We start from the raw sequence: 17,778 nt of genomic DNA on the forward strand, positions 1-17,778 counted from the left end.
CAGGACTGCACATCGTATCCGGTAACCATGGCGGTGACGTGATGCGTCTGGACGGCATGATCTGGGGTGGAGTTCATGCGCACCATGTGCCCCGCGTTCGCCGTCGAGGCGACGGCGAACGCAAACACAACAAATAGTGCCAAGAAGCGTCCAATCATTCCGCACATATCACATTGTTACACCCGACGTTCAAGCAGTCGAACCACCAAGGTGCCGAAAATCATTGCTAGAAACACCAAGAAAATTCGATGCTATCAAGAGTTCGACAAGAAAGGTCGCCCTCGAACCCCGCTTATGTCTGACATGACGCCGCCTAGCGGCGGGTCCGTCGCTGACCAATATCGTCAACGGTGCTGAGTAGCCGGATATCCTGCTTTTGCGAGCGCGGCCTCAAAGGCCTCACGAGACTGCTCGGACATGACCACTATCTTCCTGTTCGATAGGTCAGGAGTGACCTTGGCGACGGGGTCGACGGATTGAATCGCCTTGGTGACGCTGCGGACACAACCGCCGCAGGACATGTTCTGGATATCAAATTGCATGAGAATCTCCTGTTCGTCGCTCATGCCATTTCAGATAGAGCTTCCCACCGTTGGAAGGTCAAGTCCCAATGCTGATAAATTTGCTATTGACCTTCCAACGGTGGGAAGCCCTATTTTACGTCACGAATGCCGCAATTCGTACGCAAGGAGCCTCGATGAACGCCCCGCTCAAAGATCATGCAGTTTCGTTCGAACCAATAGTACTTCCCATTGAGGGCATGAGTTGCGCCTCGTGTGTGGGTCGCATCGAGAATGCGCTGAAGGCAGTGCCGGGTGTCGCGGACGCCAGTGTTAACTTGGCAACAGAGATGGCCGATATTTCGTTCGCTGCTCCCGTCGAGCACGGCGCCCTCGTGTCCGCAGTCGAGGATGCAGGTTATTCGGTCCCCGTAACCCACACCGAGGTCATCATTGAGGGCATGACCTGCGCGTCATGCGTGGGGCGCGTCGAAAGCGCGCTCAAAGCGGTTCCAGGCGTCACGCAAGCGACAGTCAATCTCGCCACGGAGCGCGCGAGCCTGCGCGGCAATGCCGCCGCCACCGATCTTATAAAGGCGGTCGAAAGGGCGGGTTATACCGCCCGGCTGGTGGATCGGGGTTCACAGCAACAGGATGAGGACGCCGCCCGTAAGGATCGGGAGCAGGCGGAGTTACGGCGCGCCGTCATCACGGCGGCGGTGCTGACGCTGCCGGTCTTCGTATTAGAGATGGGCTCGCATCTCATTCCCGGCATACACGACCTCATCATGCGCACGATCGGCATGCAGTGGAACTGGTACCTTCAGTTTGCGCTTACAACGGCAGTGCTTTTCGGCCCCGGCATCCGATTCTATAAAAAAGGCTTTCCCGCGTTGGGGAGGTTTGCGCCCGACATGAATTCGCTCGTGGCGGTTGGCACCATTGCCGCCTACGCTTATTCCATGGTCGCCACCTTTATGCCTTCGCTGCTGCCTGTTGGCACGATCAACGTTTACTACGAGGCGGCCGCCGTCATCGTAACTCTAATTCTGCTCGGCCGCTATCTGGAGGCCCGCGCCAAGGGCCGTACGTCGGAAGCCATCAAACGGCTGGTTGGCCTGCAAGCCAAGACCGCCCGTGTCCGTCGCGACGGCAAGACGGTCGAGATCGCCTTCGGCGAAGTCGCGCCGGGCGATATTGTCGAGGTGCGACCGGGCGAACGCGTTCCCGTTGATGGCGAGGTAACCGAAGGCGAAAGCTACATTGACGAATCCATGATTACCGGTGAGCCGATTCCCGTGGCCAAGACGGCCGGCAGCGCGGTGGTCGGCGGAACGGTCAATCAGAAGGGCGCGCTCGCCTTCCGCGCTACTGCCGTCGGCGGGGAGACGGTGCTTTCCCAGATCATTCGCATGGTAGAGCAGGCACAGGGCTCCAAGCTTCCGATTCAGGCGATGGTGGACAAGGTAACCATGTGGTTCGTGCCGGCCGTGATTGTGGCGGCGCTGCTGACTTTCCTCGTATGGCTCATCTTCGGGCCGCAGCCAGCGCTGACCTTCGCTCTGGTGAATGCCGTCGCCGTGCTTATCATCGCCTGCCCTTGCGCAATGGGTCTCGCCACCCCTACCTCGATCATGGTGGGTACGGGGCGAGGGGCCGAGATGGGCGTGCTTTTCCGTAAGGGTGAAGCCCTCCAACTTCTCAAGGACGCCAAGGTGGTCGCAGTCGACAAGACGGGCACGCTCACCGAGGGCAAACCGGCGCTCACCGATCTGGAGATCGCAGGCGGGTTCGAACGCAATGGCGTGCTGGCACGCGTTGCGGCGGTGGAAGCCAAGTCAGAGCATCCGATCGCCCGTGCCATTGTCGAGGCGGCCGAAGCCGAAGGGCTTGCGCTGCCGGCTATCAGTGGTTTCGAATCGGTGACCGGCTTTGGCGTCAAGGCCGAGGCGGGAGGTGTGTCTATCGAGATCGGTGCCGACCGTTACATGGAGAAACTCGGTCTCGACGTCTCTGCCTTCGCTGAAACCGCAGCACGCCTTGGCGACGAGGGGAAATCTCCTCTCTATGCCGCCATCGGTGGCAAGCTCGCAGCCGTCATTGCGGTGGCCGATCCGATCAAGGAGACAACCCCCGAGGCAATCAGGGCACTGCACGATCTGGGTCTCAAGGTAGCAATGATCACCGGCGATAACCGGCGCACGGCAGAGGCTATCGCCAGAAGGCTCGGTATCGACGAGGTGGTAGCCGAAGTCTTGCCTGAGGGTAAGGTCGAGACGGTGAAGGCGCTCAAGACCGAGCATGGCAAGCTCGCATTTGTCGGTGACGGCATCAACGATGCGCCCGCGCTCGCGGAGGCCGATGTCGGTATCGCCATCGGGACCGGTACCGATATCGCCATCGAGGCCGCCGATGTGGTGCTGATGTCAGGCAGCCTCAAGGGCGTACCGAACGCAATAGCGCTTTCGAAGGGCACGATCCGCAACATCAAGCAGAACTTGTTCTGGGCCTTCGCCTACAACGCGGCGCTAATCCCGGTGGCTGCCGGGGTGCTCTATCCCGTGTCTGGCGTCCTGCTCTCACCTGTGCTGGCAGCGGGTGCGATGGCACTTTCGAGCATCTTCGTGCTCGGCAATGCGCTGCGCCTTAAACGGTGGAAGCCGCCCATGCCGGCGGTCGGCAAGGCTCCCCAATCTGGGCGCCCGGCAACATCGGATGTCTCAAGCGATGTGCACGAAATGGAAAGGAACGCGGCATGAACATCGGCGAAGCAGCGCGCGTCTCTGGCGTAAGTGCCAAGATGATACGCTACTACGAGCAGAATGGCCTCATCCCGCCAGCTGAGCGAACCGCGTCGGGCTATCGCGACTACTCCACCAATGACGTGCACATGCTTCGCTTCATCCGGCGGTCGCGCGATCTCGGTTTTTCGGTCGCCGAGATTAACGAGCTTCTGGGATTGTGGCGCGACCGCAGTCGCCAGAGCGCCGACGTCAAGCGTATCGCACTGGCCCGTATCCGGGATCTACGCCGCAAGATCGAGGAGATGGAGCAAATGGCAGCAACACTGGAGCATCTGGCGGCGTGCTGCTCGGGCGACAATCGACCCGACTGCCCCATCCTCGCCGATCTAGAAAATCCTGACGATGTCGATGAACCGAAACGGCCGCGTGGCGCGATCAACTAGCGCCCGGCGGCAGACAAGAAAGTAGATATCTCATATAACATAACTGTCTTGTTCCCAAAAAGCGGGTGCATTCGTGATTGACACCCTAAGTCACAAGGTGGTTGCCGGCACCGTTTCGGTGATTGACCCAGCGAGCCGCCGGGTCGTTCGCAGCATTCCTGTGGGAGCCGGTCCTGGAGGGGTTGCGCTTGGAACGGCGAAGGAATGACATGGACCGGGATGGCGGGATCCGTCGCGGTCACCGCGCCACGGGTACGTCAGCACGGGCCACCTAGATCAAACCTGAAACACGGGAGCAAACCCTCCTCCCGGCGTTCTAAGGTTGGTCGTCTGTCCCTGGTAGAGTCGGGCCGCGGCCAGGAGCACACCCCCTGCATAAGTGTAAAGGCGAATGTCTGCCTTCAGAAATTCGGATGATTGGTCAACCAGGACCGCTCGTTCGCCCGGCGCTGCAAAGGCCTGGGCGACATAACTGCCCGTCGTGATCTGGGCCCACACAGATCTCGTGAGCTTGTTCCCTCGGTATGCAGCCTTGCTGCCGTGACCGCCGGCGGGCTTGAAAAAAAGGCGCTTCCTCTTCGTCCACAACTCATCTGCGTTGCCGGGCGTGACTGTAATCGTTCGCGGGACACCCGTCGCGAGGACTTGCACCTCTTCCGGTCCGACCCCGAAAAGCCGAAACTGTTCGGGATCGGAGAGGAGGGTGAGGTTGCGCTTGTCGGCGAAAAGGGCGTGGGCCCGCGGGTTAGGAGTGACGACAACTGCTCCATCCAGATAAGCCGACTTGAGCGCTGCGTGCTCGGGCTGCGCAAGTGCGAAGTCGACCAGACGATTGTAGACGAGGTCGATCGGGCCGCTCCCGACCTGAAGGGTGCCCTGATCGTAGAGGAGATGCCGTCCATCGGCCACGACGGCCTCGATCCCGTGCCTTTCGAAAAAGCGCTGGGCCAGGACGAATTCAGGGTAAAGGTACTGAGCCTCGGGATCGTCATCGACGATTGCTACGCGTCTCGGGCTCCCGGAGCGCCCCTGCCGTGACCACTCGCTCTGAAACATCTGCAGCACGGCCGACTCGAATTGATCGGCATCGGTTCGGCCGCGCGATTGGCCGGCATCCTGGCAGCAACTCCGCTGTGCTCGCGCGAGAGGCGCAATGAGAAAGGCTCCGCCGGCGTTGGTGTTGACCTCGATCAACTTTGGTCCGTCCGCCTCGATGTGGAAGTCGTATCCCATGAACACGCCGACCGGCCCTGGGTCATAGCGCGCGACCTCAGGCGCCCAGGCGAGAACAGCGTCACGGTAGGCGGGCAGGCCAGATATGGTCTCGATCGCCCGCACTACGGCCAGCATTTGCTTGACCATCTGGGTCGAGGCGAAGATGGCTACGTTAGAGAACAGGTGAGGGCGCGTTTTTAGCAGCGTTGCTGAGAAGGCAGCGTCGCCCGTCTCCCGTTCGAAAGCCCGACCAAGGACCTGTCGGTCGAGGGTGATGCAGAAGCAACTGCGGTTGAGTCGATCTGATGCCGCCTCGTTCGGTATAGCTGTGTGGGTTTCCTCCTGCTCGTTCATGCCTTTTCCTCCGCATTGCATGGGTCGGCATCTCTTGCGAGGAATGTCTGCGCCGCCACCTTAAGCCTATGTCCGATGCTCTTGTCATGCCCGTCCAGAGCTCGATGTGTTCTGGCGCGACTAATCCGATCTTCGTCCTTCACAGGCTACCACGAGATTGAGCTAGCGCCCGACGTGGCCACGGCCGAGTTCGAAATTGGATCGAAGGTCACGTTCGAAGCGGTGGTCATCCGCTGTCGAACTATCTTACGACGAGGACAGGAAGCGATGAGCGGCTCACCACCTCCTGGGTTTGGCTGCCCAGAAAGAGGCGTTCGAGACCCCGGCGGCCATGGGACGCCATAACGATCAGGGAGCAATCTTCCTCAGCCGCCGTATCAAGGATCGCTTCCGCCGGGCGGCGGTTAGGAACGTGGCGCGTTTCGCACGTAACGCCTAGTCTGTCGGCGCTCGCCTTGATGGGAGCGAGCAGTTCCTGCGCGAACTTGATCTGGTCTGCATCGTAGCGCTCGAAGTCGCCGGGTCCAAGGGCCCAGCCTTCTCCCGCGTAAATCGGAAACGGCTCGGTGACTGTGACCACCATGACTTTGGCGTCGAGATTCTTTGCGAGCGAGAGCCCGTGATCGACACCTTTTTGGGCAATTTCCGAACCATCCGTAGCGATGAGGATATGCTTGTACATAGCTGTAGTATCCGTTCTGGATCATTCGAGTGAGAATGTCGTGCCTGCGCGCCGTTCAAGAATGGCACGCGCATCTTCAAGTTTGCCGATACCAGAAAGCCGGCCGGCAATTGACGCGAACTCAGCTTTCCTCGATCTGACTGCATTACCGCACCCAGCGCCTCGTCCGCCAGCATGCTTCGGTACCCCCAGACGTCAACGCACTGAAAAACTCGATAGATCGATGTTTCAGCGAGTAAAAGTCTCCGATTGCGACGCGGGCTGTAGACTGCGCCAGGAAAACGTACTCCACTTAGCCAAAACTACGTTGTCAATACGTTCTCAATGTCGCGCATAACGACGTCCATGCCCTGCATACCATCGATCGTAACGAGTTCTCCTCTCCGGCGATAGTAGTTCAACAGCGGCTCTGTTTTATGCCGGTATTCGTCGAGACGCCTGGCAAAGGTAGCCCGATTGTCGTCTCTACGAGCCGTGCCGCCAGCGGCCAGCGTATCGGCGACGCGCTTTTCCATTCGTTTGATGAGCGAGGCCTGCTCGACCTTCAGTTCGATCACCGCATCAATCTTGACGCCCTTTTGCTCCAGCATCGCCGTCAGGGCTTCCGCCTGCGCGACCGTCCGGGGAAAGCCGTCTAGAATGAAGCCCTTGCGGCAATCCTCTTGATCGATCCGGTCGGATACCATCTGGTTGACTACATCGTCGGGTACGAGTTCGCCGCGATCCATGATCGCCTTGGCCCGGCGCCCGATTTCGGTGTCGTTGGTCACTGCAGCGCGCAGCATATCGCCTGTGGAAAGCTGAGGAATGGAGTGGCGTTCGGCCAATCGCTGCGCCTGCGTTCCCTTCCCTGCTCCCGGCGGTCCGAACAATATCAGTCTCATTGTCTCGTTTTTACTCCTCGGATCTTCGACTTCCTGAACAAACAACCCTTCGTGTTGAGAATGGTGACCTTATTCGCGCGAAAATGTCGTACCGGCACGCCGTTCAAGAATGGCAAGCGCGTCTTCAAGTTTGCCAATACCGGAAAGCCGCCCGGGAACTGACGCGAACGCTGCCGCTGCCTCAACTTTCGGTCCCATCGAACCGGGCGGGAAATCAGCGGGGTCGATCTCGTTGGGGCGAACGCGGTCGATCCGTCGCTGCCGCTCTGTTCCCCATCCTTCGTAGACCGCATCGACGTCCGTCAACATCAAGAACGCATCGGCCGACAGTTCCTCGGCCAGAAGCCCGGCTGCGCGGTCCTTGTCGATCACGGCCTCAACGCCTTCAAGGTCGCCGGCAGCGTTTTGGATCACCGGAATACCACCGCCCCCAGCGCAGATGACGGTGACGCCATTGTCCACAAGAAGGCGGATGGTTTCGATCTGGGTGATCCTGCCGGGCAAGGGGGAAGGAACCACGCGCCTCCACTTGCCTGGGCTTTCCTCTACGAGTGGCCAGTTATGGAGTTGTGCGACCTTCTGGGCTTCGGCCAGTTCATAGATCGGACCGATCGGCTTTTCTGGCCGGGCGAACGCGGGATCGTCTCGAACGACTTCAATCTGAGTGAGTAGGGTGGCGAGCCTCGCATCCTTGGGCAGTGCATTGGCCAGTTCCTGCTCGATCAGATAACCGATCATACCGATGCTCTCGGCGCTGATGATGTCGAGCGGAAAAGGCGGCACCTCCTTGTAAGCGGCGGCCTGAAGCGCCAACAGGCCCACCTGCGGTCCGCTTCCGTGAGCGACAACGATGTCATGATCGCGTGCGACCTCGGCAAGTGCGATGGCCGCTGTACGCGCGTTCGCCCGCTGCGCCTCCGCCGTCATCGGCTCGTCGCGCTTGAGCAGGGCATTTCCCCCAAGGGCTATGATAACTTTCATATCAGGACCCCAAGGTGGCGACCAAGATCGCCTTGATCGTGTGCATCCGGTTCTCGGCCTGATCGAAAACAACTGAGGCTTCCGACTCGAACACCTCCTCGCTCACCTCCATGCTGTCGATCCCATATTGTCGGAAGACCTTCTCGCCAATCTCAGTGTCCCGATTGTGGAAGGCGGGTAGACAATGCATGAACTTGGCGTGCGGGTTGTCAGTCGCCGCCATTAGATCAGCAGTGACACGGTAGGGCATCAGCAGCTTTATGCGTTCCTCCCAAACCGAATCCGGTTCACCCATCGACACCCACACGTCCGTATATACGAAATCACATCCCTTGACCGCTTCGACAGGGTCTTCGGTCAGGGTAATCTTCGCACCGGTCTTTTCCGCGATCTGGCGGCATTGCCGCACCAGTTCCTCGTCCGGCCAGCATGCCTTCGGCGCCCCCAGACGAATGTCCATGCCGATCTGAGCCGCTCCGGTGAGCAGGGAATTTCCCATGTTGTTGCCGGCATCACCCAAAAAGGTAAAGGCGACCTGCGAGAGGTGCTTTCGCGTGTACTCCCGCATTGTCAGGAAATCGGCAAGAATCTGGGTGGGATGGGACTCGTCGGTCAGGCCATTATAGACAGGAACGCCGGCATAGGCTGCCAGCGTTTCGGCCTGTTCCTGACCAAAGCCGCGATACTCGATGCCATCATACATGCGCCCGAGCACACGCGCTGTATCCTTCATCGACTCTTTTTTGCCAATTTGAGTCCCTGTGGGTCCCAGGTAGGTGACATGCGCTCCCTGGTCATAGGCGGCCACCTCGAACGCGAAGAAGATGAAAACGGCGGAGTTGAGAATCACCAGGGACCAAAGCCCATATGCAGGAATGTCCTCATGCATGATTTTGTTCCTGAAACTCTCAATGTTGATGGGGAGGACGCTTCGGACTCGGCGAAGATGAGCGTCCGCCTCGATGGTCGTGTCCGCCGTGGCGTCCGTGCATGAAGAAGTGGAGGAGCGGACAAGCGAGAATTATCAGCCACGGCAGCCACCCGAGCAGATGGGCCCGATGCTCGGCAATCAGGTAAAAGGTGCCGATGGCCAGAAATCCCCATAGTGCGATGTTCGTGGCGGAGATGCGCCGCAGAGGTTGGTCGTCGTTGCTCGGCTGTCTAATCTTGGGTGGCATGGTCTTTGTCCGCCTTTCTGCACAGCGATTGCGTCCCAACGCAGGCGACGCAGCGGTTGGGGGTCAAGCCCGGAGCAGCGGTCCCGCATCGATTGCGGGGACAACAATGTGTGCACTGGAAAGCAAAAACCTTGATCTCTGTTATAGTTTTGTTTGGGCTTGCACCTTGGCGAGCGAAACTGTCCGCCGCAGCTCACGGGCACTTGGCGTAGTTGCGATTGGCCGGCGACCGCCGCGGCCAGACGGGGGATGACCGTGTGACTGTCGCCACAGCGGCGGCAAACTTTAACCAAGATCAATCTTCGGCTCAGCGCCATCAGCTACCATTTCGCATACAGTTTTCGTCAAAAGGGCTTTCGTTGTTCTCGTGTCGTCTTGGGGACGCGCCGCGTTGACCGTGACCGAAGAGGGTGAAACCTCGACAGTGCCAATCAGCCTGTCAAGACATTGAAACGAGCCTCCACGTCATCAACCGCCAGCCGGCGCTCGCCGTAACTATCGGGGAGCCTGATTTCGTTAAAAGTGTCGAATGCATTCAAGTGGTAGCTGATCCCCACCGCGCGTTCTAACAGGCCGTCAGGCCGGTGGTAGAGTCTCAAAAGAGGTAACAAGTTCGCTAATCGTCCGGGCACAGGAGCCGATCCGGACGTCGACCCCGGCCGCGCAGAGCTTGTCGCGCTCGGATGCTCCGACATATCCGCAGATCAACCGAATTGACCCACTGGCAAGGATCAAGTCGCAGGTTGACTCGTTCGTTCTAGCTGCGTTTGAACGGAACCGTCGCTTACGTGACGCTGGATCGACGACGAGCAAGCCATCGCTTTTGGCGAAGAAGGGGCTTAGCACAGCCTTTCTTTGGCTGCGAGAGACCAGCAGGGCTACGCAACGCTTTAGATCAAACGCTGGCGAGGCTGTCGATACCATTCTTGGCTCGTGGAACACCGCTCATTTCTCCCACTTCCTAATAATTATGATCGGCGTGGATGGGATGCACTTTAATCTCGATCAAGTGCGCTCCAACCATCGTTGCCGCCAATTTGCAATTTGCTTCGCGGGCAATGGTAGTTGCTCAGCCCCAGCCGCCCCGCGATCTCTTTGATCCCGGTCAAAGTGTCCGTAGGCAATATGTGCGATGGTGCGACCTTGCATGACATGCGACAGGATGGAATCCTGCCGTGCAAATATGGGAGTTGCGCGAAACAGTCGGGAGGCGGTGGGTAAGTGCACATGCTCAAGCTACTGGCATTGCTGGTCGTTTGCACGGTTTCCTTCTTCATGCAGGGGAAGCTGGCCTTGGCGCATGAGGGAAGTTTCGCGCCTGTTCATTCGATCTCCCAGCGTCAGATGGCCCTAAGTCCCGAATTCCCCGCGCCATTGCCCCCGAATGACTGCTCCTCCCAACGGACATGCTGCATGGTAGTATGTTCGCCATGCCAGGTGCTCATAGCCGGGCACCGAGCCGAGTTCACCTGGAGATTAGGTGAATCTTCGGCCATCCCCGCTCTTGGTGACGATTGCCTCAGGTCAATCATTCTTGGCCGAGATCCTCCGGTCCCACGATCCCATCGCCTCTAGGTCGTTCCTCGCTGTCCTGACCAAGGCGCGGGTGTTTGTTCGTCTGGTTTTCCGCGTCGGAAAGTTAGGGATGGCAAAGCACGACAACGGCGTTGTTGCCGGAGCGAGGATTTTCATCAGATCAATAAACTGGTTGCGGACACAGCCACCGGAGCGGAAGCACGCCTGGCGACTGTAATAAAAGTTGGGATCGAGCGTCCTTACCACATGAGGTAACGTCACTGTCGCTCTTGTCGCGACCGATGAGTTCCAACGTGGACGGAGTAGACCATGTTTCAAGGACTTACGGCACAGGAAGCTGCACGCCCTTCGGGCGGTCCGCTTGATGATTTGAGCAGGTGCCCAAAGCGCCCGAATGACGGAGCCGACAGCGAGGCTTGGGCTCCGGTGATAGGATTGCCGCCGTCGACGGATGCCTACCGGCTTCTCCCGCGTTTTCGAACGGGAGATCGCAGGATGTCGGCTGGGCGGGACCTGTTCCGCATCGGCGAGACAAGCAAGTCGATCTTCAACCTTCTGTCCGGCTGGGTAGCGATCTACACCCTGCTTGAAGATGGCAGACGGCAGATCGTCCATTTCGCGCTACCAGGAGCGGTCATGGGAGTGCCGACTTCAAACGGGGCTAAAATCAGCTACGGGGCGCAGGCCCTGACGGAAGTGGTTGTTTCGGTTATCCCGAACACTGTGCTGACAACCGTTTTGAAGGACGATCCCGAGGTCAGCATGCGGCTGGTGCGCACACTGGCCCGTGACACTAGTATAGCCTATGACCATATGACGAGTATCGGGCGTCGCACCGCGCGAGAGCGCGTCGCGTACCTTCTTCTTGAACTGTTCACGCGCCATCGGGCCCAATGGCCCGGCAACCGCATTGAGGAGATGGTAATCCCGCTCACACAGGAGCAGATCGGGGACGCCACGGGCCTTACCTTCGTTCACGTGAACCGTGTTCTAAGCACGTTGCGCAAAGACAAAATCGTGCATTTCCACTATCGGCGACTCCGAATACTCGATCCCGATCGATTGATCGAGGTAGCCGGGGTTGACCCGCAAACCGCGATGTCATGGTTTGAGCGGCGATCAACCTGAACGTCCCCTTCGGACCAATCAGGGTCCGCCATAGCGCTCCACGATCACGAGGCCGATCGCTGTCAAGACCAGACCGAATGCCAGCGAGGGTCCGAACTGCTCGCCGAAAAACCCGATACCGAGCAGCAGGGCGAAGACCGGCGTCAGGAGGGTGAATGCATTCGCTTGGCTGAGCGGAACGCGATCGTGCACCCAAAACCAGAGCCAGTACGCCAAGGCTGTTCCGGGAAGGGCCAGAACGATCAATGAGAACCCGAAGTCCGACGAAAGGTGTATCTGAAACGGCTGCTCCAGCGCCAACGCCATAACTGCCAGAGGGATTGCTCCGAGGAGAAGCTGCGCCGACATTGCGATCAAAGGGTCAATTCGGTTTCTGATACCTTTCATCAGGACATTGCTAACGGCGAGGCCAGCGGCTGCCAAGACGATGAATGCCGGTCCTATCATGCCATCGAAGCCTTGCTTGATGTCGAACTGAGGCACGGCAACGGCGACGATCCCGAGGAACCCGATCGCCAATCCAACGTATTGTGCGGGTCGCAACCGTTCCGAGAGGAATGCAAATGCTAGCGCGGCCGCGATCAGGGGCTGACTATTGGCAATGACAGTCGCGAGCCCTGGCGAAACAAATTCAGCAGCGTGGAACATCCCGAAATAGGCCGATGTGGTGGCTCCAAGGCCAATGAGCGCGAGAGCAACCCACGATCGGAAATCAGTTGGAATGGGCCGCCGAAGCATTATTGCGACCACGCCCAAAGCCAAGCCTGCCAAAACAGCCCTCAGTGTCGCGAAAGTGCGAAAGTCATATGCGAGACGTGTGTCAGGCCGAGCGTGATGAGTGGAAAGCAGAGAGCGTTGAGAAAAGCGACCAGCAGGAGAATCAGTGTGAAGCGAGAAACCATCATCCGTCCACCCAGCGACCTCGCCGGCCGTAAACGATTGCTCCATGCACCACGACGACAGGTCACCTGATTCTTTTCTGTATGACAACACTTTCGGCGATCCAAAAAGAGTGGGTCGCTATATGTCTCTTGGTAACTTCTCGTGACTTGAAATGGCAGCACGTACAGCGGCGATCTGCTCCGCCTTTTCGCAGTAGCAATCGAGAAAACCGTGGATGGGACAGGTCCGGCACATCTCCTCTAGGCGCTTGCGAAGCGCGCGACGACCTCGGTGCAACCGGACGGTGATGTTATTCAGCGAGGTTCCTAGGCTTGCGGCAAGCCGATCGCGTGGCTCGCCGAGAATGTCCGCGCGCCAAATGATGTCCGCATACTCCGCCTTAATCGTAGGCAGTAAGCGGTACAGACAATTGCAAATGGTTGCGTCAAGCCCTAGGTCGGACTCGGCAGAATGGTTCTCTAAACTGTCGGGATCGACCTCTGTTTCGCGCTTGCGACGCCTTATCCTGTCTCGCTGATGGTCGACGATAGTCGTTGCAAGAATCCTCCCTAACCAGCCACGCATAGTACGAACGTCGCGAAGCTGAAATGACCGCTCCAAGGCGCGCAAGGAGAACCGTTGAAGCACTTCCTCCGCCTCGTCCCGGTCGCGGAGCCGATTTTTAAGGAAACGCATTATTTCTTGCCGTACCTCGACCAACGCTCGCTGGACGGCTGCATCGTGCGGCTTGGCACCGTCGCCTTCCCAAATCCTTCCTAACGTTTCATCATCTTCATTGCGGGTCATTAAATGCTCCTGTCTAGTGAGCCAGAGCCTGCTCAAACTTATCGTCTGTTACCGCCCGGTGTAATTCTTTAATCTAGATCAAGATCTTTCCATTTCCCCAACCTTGCTCGACTATTCGGTGCGTCACTTCGAGATAGGGGTGGAAATGCAGCACACCGGTTAGCGAAACCACGTCGCTGCGCCGAGACTTTGGCAGAGCGACGTCGCGGCAATGGGGAAATCTTTGACTGCGAATGTGGGACGGAGGAACTGCACTGGGAGCATTTTATCATTGCGCACTGTGATCCGATCCCGGAGCTGCTACATTGTGCGCCAAGCGCTGACTACCCTAAACCTGAGCCGAAGTGGTCTGTGGGGCGAGTACCCACAATGTAGCGGCTACCTTTCTCCAACCCCCGCAGCCTCGTAGTTGCTATGGTCCACCGGGCCGGTTATTTCTTGGTGTCATGTTTGATGGCGACTGTCCGTAGTCGGGCGTCCGGTGAGGAGTTCGATTGGTCAAATTGGTAGGCTGGCTCGGCCGTGGCAGATAAATCTCGATTGCGGTGGCCCTTCACGATCCGGCTGTTGCACTGGTTAAGCGTGGTGACGTTCGCAATACAGATCGCGCTGTCTTTTGGCCCGATGAAGGGCTCTGGGATGGCATCAATGCTGTGGCTTCCTTCGCACATTTCTACAGGCGTCCTGATCTTTCTTCTCACCGTGTTCCGCCTTGTTATTCGGGTCTGTACACGTGCACCTGACCGAAGCCCCTCATTGCCCGCACGAGCTGCCGCGGCCCTTGTACAGTGGTGCTTGTATGCATTTGTTCTTGCTGTTGTGATAACCGGCTGGCTCGCCTATCGTCCGATGCCGTTGATGCCGCCGGCACGCCTGTTCGGAAGCTTGCCGATTCCCAAAGCGCCCTCCTTTGCGGGCCTGAACGCCCGAGACTTCATCGCCGTCCACAGCACGCTGTTTTGGGTGCTTGCCACGCTGGTTGCTGTGCACGTGCTGGTTGCCGCAATGCATGCAGTGCTGTTTCGCGACGGGGTGATGAGCGGGATGCTGTTCAGGCGTTCGCGCGAAGCCAAGGCTGAGGACGGTGGATTTGCCGGTTAGATTTGAATGTGTTCACCCGTTCATCGCCCAAAGCCTGCCACCAACGATTACGGCATAGCGGACCCCCTTGCCACCGTATCCTAAGGGAGAGTTCCATCTTCTTTCAACGCGCGGCATAGCCTGCGTCGGCACTGGCGCTGAGCGCGGGTTCTCGACTGTCGTTATAGTCGACAGACCCGGGCGATTGCGATCGTCTCTTGGCCGCCGCTGCCATCGGCATATCCTTCTGTTGGCAGTTGATGCCGGTACTCGTCAGCCAACCGGAAATGCGCTTTCATCTTGGGCGCTTTTCGTGGGGATCTGATAACATCGAATCGATCGGTGTTTGATCTGGAGCAAGTTGCTACGGTTGCGTTCGGATTACATTTAAGCGTGTTGAGGGCTTTTAGGCACCGTGAGGACGCACCGCCGTGAGGGCAGTCGCCAGAATGTCGAGGACTTCTAGCAAGCGGAATGGAAAGGTTCCGTTCGCTACCCGCTGCTGGCTCATCGTGTGCATATCGACCTTCCTCGCTGCCAGCGCGTTTCTCTACGGTGCAAGCCACGTGCATGCCTTCCCGGTTGGCGAAGCGCAATATGGTGTGCAGAATGGCAACTTTACGGGCAGTTCCGATCACGGACATCCGGTGCCATGTGATGACGAGGAGCGCGGCGACGGCAACTGCTGCGTTGCTCATCCTAGATGCGGCATCTGTGCCCCGTTACCCTCACAAAGTTTCGCCGCCGCCCTGCCGGTGGAGACTTTTGGCGTCACGACCTTTCCGGCATCGGAACCTGGCGGCGCCCAACGTCAGTTGCGGCCTCCGCGTCTCTTCGTGACCGCTTGAGCGCATGCTCTCCGTTTCGTGCGTTCCAAGTCAGCCTAAATGGCCGGATTCGCGAATACGAGAGCATTGATCATGAACTACCTGTTCAGGTGAAGTTCCTGACCCCGGAAACCTGACCATCCCATTACCACCATCATCTCTCTTGCGGCGACGGGCATGATGATCCTTGCCCCGTATGACGGCTGAGAGCCAAGGAGCATAAGGTTATGACAAGGAACACTTCCAAGAATGTTATCGCAATCGAAGCCGCAGAGAGCCGAACGACATTTTCACGATATCTCGTGACTTTGATGCTTGGCGCCGCGACGGCTATGGCGATGTCATTTGCGCCGCCAGCGGGGGCGGAGCCTGCGGACTTCGGCTTCGTCTACACGGCAGATGAATATGGAAACACCATTAGCCGGATCGACGTGGGAACGGGGACGGTGGAAATCCTTCCAGTCAGGATCACGCCCCACAATGTCCAGTTCGTGCCCGGCAAAAATCTGTTGCTCGCAGTTGGGCTGCCTGTATCCGACGGAGGAGAAAGCTCCAACGGAAAAGACGACGCCCACGGCGATAGCGATGGCGGACACGGTGGCGGAGGTCACGGCGCTGCGACCGCGGGCGAACTGGTCGTCCTCGACACGACAGACATCACGTCTGAGCCGAAGGCCTCGATCGCCGTCGGCGGCCATCCCGCACATGTGATTGCCGATGCGGAAGGCGGCCTTGCCTATGTGACCAATTCCGAGGATGACACGGTGTCGGTCATCGACCTCGAACAGGGCAAAACCGTAGCCGCTGTAGCGACTGGCGACTACCCGCATGGCCTGCGGATGAGCCCGGATGGCAAGTCCATCTATGTCGCTAACGTCGAAGACGGCACCGTGTCGGTCATTGACACGGCCTCTCGCTCCGAAACCGCCCGCATCAAAGTCGGCGTCGCACCGGTCCAGGTTGGCTTCACACCCGACGGGAGTCGCGTCTACGTTTCCTTGCGAGACGAGAACAAGGTGGCAATGATCGACACCGCCACCCGACAGGTGGCCGCGCGCATCGATGTCGGCCGCTCTCCCATCCAGGTACACGCGACTCCAGACGGTCGCTTCGTCTATGTTGCCAACCAGGGCACTGAAGAAGAGCCAGATGACACCGTTTCGGTCATCGACGTCGCAGGCGGAAACGTCGTCAAGACGATTCGGACGGGCGCCGGGGCTCATGGCGTTACCGTCAGCGACGACGGTGCATTCGTCTTTGTCACCAACATCGTCGAAGGCACTGTTTCAGAGATTTCGTTCGAAAGCCAGTCCGTCGTTCGCACCTACCGGGTCGGCAAGGGCCCCAACGGGATCACCTATCAGGCGCGTTGAACCAGACGGGCGGCGTACCGCCGCCCGCTTTCACACCAAACGATGGAGCAAAAACATGACCAGTCTCGTGAAGACCATTCTTGCAGCGGCACTGCTGCTTTCAACGCCCGCTCTAGCGGAGGAGGCCCACCATAAGCCTTCCGGAACCGCGGAATCTCTCACAGGCGATATGGCCCCGCAGGCGGGTGCGTCGGCCACCATGTCCGACAGTGGCGCCTCGGGGATGATGGGCGGGGACATGATGAAGATGATGGAGCAGATGATGCGCGGGATGAGGGCAGGCGGAATCGAGATGGATGCAAGCGGTCCCATGCGGCAGATGATGTCGCCCGAACATGTGGAAGGGAGGATCGCCTTCCTGCGGACCGAGCTAAAGGTCACCGACGCGCAGCAACCGCTCTGGGAGGTCGTCGCCGAGGTCCTGCGTGCGAATTCCATCGGGTCCAAGGGCATGATGCCCGCAATGATGGGCGGGATGATGCAGCCAGGAGCTTCGTCGAAACCGCTTCCGCAGACGCTTGCCGACCTGGAGCGCATGCTGTCGTCCCGCCTTGACAGTTTGCGCCGCCTGAACTCGGCGCTCGAGCCCTTCTATGAGTCGCTGGATGAGACCCAGAAGAAGACGGCCGACGAACTGTTGATGCCGATGGGTATGATGTGAACGGCAACACCATCTTCCTGCGGCGCCAGCTCGCCGCAGGGAGACACTGCGATACATGTCGGAACTAATGAAATGGGGTGATTCAATTTCATTTTGAAAGGCCCTAGTGCCGTCTGTGGAGGCTTTATCGTCGTGACGGTCGAAAGGGCAAATTTTGCATTGTCGGAATCGGCCTCCCACTTCAACAGGGCGGTTCCTTTGATAATGCATCCGTGATCGAGCAAGGGGATTGACCTTCCATCTACTGGAGCCCCTATGATCGCTTCAACGTGCCGACCGAACGAAGACGACTGGAATGCCGAAACGGAAGGTGCCCGACATGACCTGCGGACATTGCGCGGGCGCGGCGAAGAAGGCGATACATTGCGCCGACAGCCAGGCGACCGTTGCAGTTGACCTTGCATCGAACACCGGGTCGATCGTGACTTCCGCGGTTGCCGCCGAAATTTCGAAGTCGGTCGGCTCCGCAGGTGATCCGAACAAGGCGGTCTGAGGGGAAGGAG

At 58.7% G+C, this 17,778-nt stretch carries 16 protein-coding genes and 2 pseudogenes; 8 read left to right on the forward strand and 10 right to left on the reverse strand.

Annotated features, from left to right (window positions below):
• Window positions 1-344 precede the first annotated feature (344 nt).
• Entirely contained in the window at window positions 345-566 is a 222-nt protein-coding gene (locus tag FN060_RS19250) for a heavy-metal-associated domain-containing protein (RefSeq protein ID WP_244665885.1), read from the reverse strand.
• A 131-nt stretch (window positions 567-697) separates the two neighbouring features.
• Between FN060_RS19250 and FN060_RS19255 the strand changes: the two genes are divergently transcribed.
• From FN060_RS19255 to FN060_RS23280, 3 genes are all read left to right on the forward strand, one after another.
• Complete coding sequence (locus FN060_RS19255) at window positions 698-3,259, forward strand: heavy metal translocating P-type ATPase (RefSeq protein ID WP_142589635.1); 2,562 nt, start codon at window positions 698-700, stop codon at window positions 3,257-3,259.
• Complete coding sequence (cueR, locus tag FN060_RS19260; RefSeq protein WP_142589636.1) at window positions 3,256-3,687, forward strand: Cu(I)-responsive transcriptional regulator; 432 nt, start codon at window positions 3,256-3,258, stop codon at window positions 3,685-3,687. Before FN060_RS19255 ends, cueR begins: the two co-directional genes overlap by 4 nt.
• A gap of 118 nt (window positions 3,688-3,805) precedes the next feature.
• Window positions 3,806-3,895: a hypothetical protein gene (locus FN060_RS23280; RefSeq protein WP_244665895.1), complete on the forward strand. Its 90-nt coding sequence runs from the start codon at window positions 3,806-3,808 to the stop codon at window positions 3,893-3,895.
• Between the two features lie 68 nt (window positions 3,896-3,963).
• Here FN060_RS23280 and FN060_RS19270 read toward each other — a convergent pair whose 3' ends face one another.
• From FN060_RS19270 to FN060_RS19295, 6 genes and pseudogenes are all read right to left on the reverse strand, one after another.
• Window positions 3,964-5,256, reverse strand: coding sequence for a hypothetical protein (locus tag FN060_RS19270; protein WP_142589637.1), 1,293 nt, complete (start codon window positions 5,254-5,256; stop codon window positions 3,964-3,966).
• A gap of 241 nt (window positions 5,257-5,497) precedes the next feature.
• Window positions 5,498-5,938: a universal stress protein gene (locus FN060_RS19275; RefSeq protein ID WP_142589638.1), complete on the reverse strand. Its 441-nt coding sequence runs from the start codon at window positions 5,936-5,938 to the stop codon at window positions 5,498-5,500.
• 302 nt (window positions 5,939-6,240) lie between these two features.
• Window positions 6,241-6,822, reverse strand: a complete 582-nt coding sequence (locus tag FN060_RS19280) for an adenylate kinase (RefSeq protein ID WP_142589705.1) — start codon at window positions 6,820-6,822, stop codon at window positions 6,241-6,243.
• Between the two features lie 69 nt (window positions 6,823-6,891).
• Entirely contained in the window at window positions 6,892-7,803 is a 912-nt protein-coding gene (locus tag FN060_RS19285) for a carbamate kinase (RefSeq protein WP_142589639.1), read from the reverse strand.
• 1 nt (window position 7,804) lies between these two features.
• Window positions 7,805-8,620: pseudogene (gene argF, locus FN060_RS19290) on the reverse strand (ornithine carbamoyltransferase); the annotation flags it as partial.
• Between the two features lie 91 nt (window positions 8,621-8,711).
• Window positions 8,712-8,981 carry a DUF2933 domain-containing protein gene (locus tag FN060_RS19295; RefSeq protein WP_142589640.1) on the reverse strand — a complete coding sequence of 90 codons (270 nt, stop codon included), beginning with the start codon at window positions 8,979-8,981 and terminating at the stop codon, window positions 8,712-8,714.
• Between the two features lie 2,031 nt (window positions 8,982-11,012).
• Here FN060_RS19295 and FN060_RS19300 point away from each other — a divergent pair.
• The gene (locus tag FN060_RS19300) at window positions 11,013-11,645 is read left to right on the forward strand and encodes a Crp/Fnr family transcriptional regulator (RefSeq protein WP_244665886.1); all 633 of its coding nucleotides are present in this window, start codon (window positions 11,013-11,015) and stop codon (window positions 11,643-11,645) included.
• 18 nt (window positions 11,646-11,663) lie between these two features.
• Here the strand turns inward: FN060_RS19300 and FN060_RS19305 are convergent, their stop codons facing one another.
• From FN060_RS19305 to FN060_RS19310, 3 genes and pseudogenes are all read right to left on the reverse strand, one after another.
• Complete coding sequence (locus FN060_RS19305; RefSeq protein WP_244665887.1) at window positions 11,664-12,164, reverse strand: DMT family transporter; 501 nt, start codon at window positions 12,162-12,164, stop codon at window positions 11,664-11,666.
• Between the two features lie 27 nt (window positions 12,165-12,191).
• Window positions 12,192-12,593, reverse strand: a pseudogene (locus FN060_RS23470) (EamA family transporter); the annotation flags it as partial.
• A gap of 72 nt (window positions 12,594-12,665) precedes the next feature.
• Window positions 12,666-13,334, reverse strand: a complete 669-nt coding sequence (locus FN060_RS19310) for an RNA polymerase sigma factor (RefSeq protein WP_142589641.1) — start codon at window positions 13,332-13,334, stop codon at window positions 12,666-12,668.
• Window positions 13,335-13,856: 522 nt separating this feature from the next.
• Here FN060_RS19310 and FN060_RS19315 point away from each other — a divergent pair.
• The 4 genes from FN060_RS19315 to FN060_RS19330 all read left to right on the forward strand — a co-directional run bounded on the left by FN060_RS19315 (window position 13,857) and on the right by FN060_RS19330 (window position 17,768).
• The gene (locus FN060_RS19315; protein WP_244665888.1) at window positions 13,857-14,435 is read left to right on the forward strand and encodes a cytochrome b; all 579 of its coding nucleotides are present in this window, start codon (window positions 13,857-13,859) and stop codon (window positions 14,433-14,435) included.
• 1,033 nt (window positions 14,436-15,468) lie between these two features.
• Window positions 15,469-16,614, forward strand: coding sequence for a YncE family protein (locus FN060_RS19320; protein WP_183950052.1), 1,146 nt, complete (start codon window positions 15,469-15,471; stop codon window positions 16,612-16,614).
• A gap of 55 nt (window positions 16,615-16,669) precedes the next feature.
• Window positions 16,670-17,275 carry a Spy/CpxP family protein refolding chaperone gene (locus tag FN060_RS19325; protein WP_142589642.1) on the forward strand — a complete coding sequence of 202 codons (606 nt, stop codon included), beginning with the start codon at window positions 16,670-16,672 and terminating at the stop codon, window positions 17,273-17,275.
• A gap of 295 nt (window positions 17,276-17,570) precedes the next feature.
• Window positions 17,571-17,768, forward strand: coding sequence for a heavy-metal-associated domain-containing protein (locus tag FN060_RS19330; protein WP_142589643.1), 198 nt, complete (start codon window positions 17,571-17,573; stop codon window positions 17,766-17,768).
• The last annotated feature ends 10 nt before the right edge of the window (window positions 17,769-17,778 follow it).

It is taken from the genome of Pseudorhizobium halotolerans, assembly GCF_902153235.2.
In the GTDB taxonomy this organism is placed as follows: Bacteria; Pseudomonadota; Alphaproteobacteria; order Rhizobiales; family Rhizobiaceae; genus Neorhizobium; species Neorhizobium flavum.

Excerpts from the sequence above, each read along its gene's own strand:
- FN060_RS19250 (WP_244665885.1), bottom strand. The coding sequence starts at position 566 with ATGAGCGACGAACAGGAGATTCTCATGCAATTTGATATCCAGAACATG.
- FN060_RS19255 (WP_142589635.1), top strand. The coding sequence starts at position 698 with ATGAACGCCCCGCTCAAAGATCATGCAGTTTCGTTCGAACCAATAGTA.
- cueR (WP_142589636.1), top strand. The coding sequence starts at position 3,256 with ATGAACATCGGCGAAGCAGCGCGCGTCTCTGGCGTAAGTGCCAAGATG.
- FN060_RS19270 (WP_142589637.1), bottom strand. The coding sequence starts at position 5,256 with ATGAACGAGCAGGAGGAAACCCACACAGCTATACCGAACGAGGCGGCA.
- FN060_RS19275 (WP_142589638.1), bottom strand. The coding sequence starts at position 5,938 with ATGTACAAGCATATCCTCATCGCTACGGATGGTTCGGAAATTGCCCAA.
- FN060_RS19280 (WP_142589705.1), bottom strand. The coding sequence starts at position 6,822 with ATGAGACTGATATTGTTCGGACCGCCGGGAGCAGGGAAGGGAACGCAG.
- FN060_RS19285 (WP_142589639.1), bottom strand. The coding sequence starts at position 7,803 with ATGAAAGTTATCATAGCCCTTGGGGGAAATGCCCTGCTCAAGCGCGAC.
- FN060_RS19295 (WP_142589640.1), bottom strand. The coding sequence starts at position 8,981 with ATGCCACCCAAGATTAGACAGCCGAGCAACGACGACCAACCTCTGCGG.
- FN060_RS19300 (WP_244665886.1), top strand. The coding sequence starts at position 11,013 with ATGTCGGCTGGGCGGGACCTGTTCCGCATCGGCGAGACAAGCAAGTCG.
- FN060_RS19310 (WP_142589641.1), bottom strand. The coding sequence starts at position 13,334 with ATGACCCGCAATGAAGATGATGAAACGTTAGGAAGGATTTGGGAAGGC.
- FN060_RS19320 (WP_183950052.1), top strand. The coding sequence starts at position 15,469 with ATGACAAGGAACACTTCCAAGAATGTTATCGCAATCGAAGCCGCAGAG.
- FN060_RS19325 (WP_142589642.1), top strand. The coding sequence starts at position 16,670 with ATGACCAGTCTCGTGAAGACCATTCTTGCAGCGGCACTGCTGCTTTCA.
- FN060_RS19330 (WP_142589643.1), top strand. The coding sequence starts at position 17,571 with ATGCCGAAACGGAAGGTGCCCGACATGACCTGCGGACATTGCGCGGGC.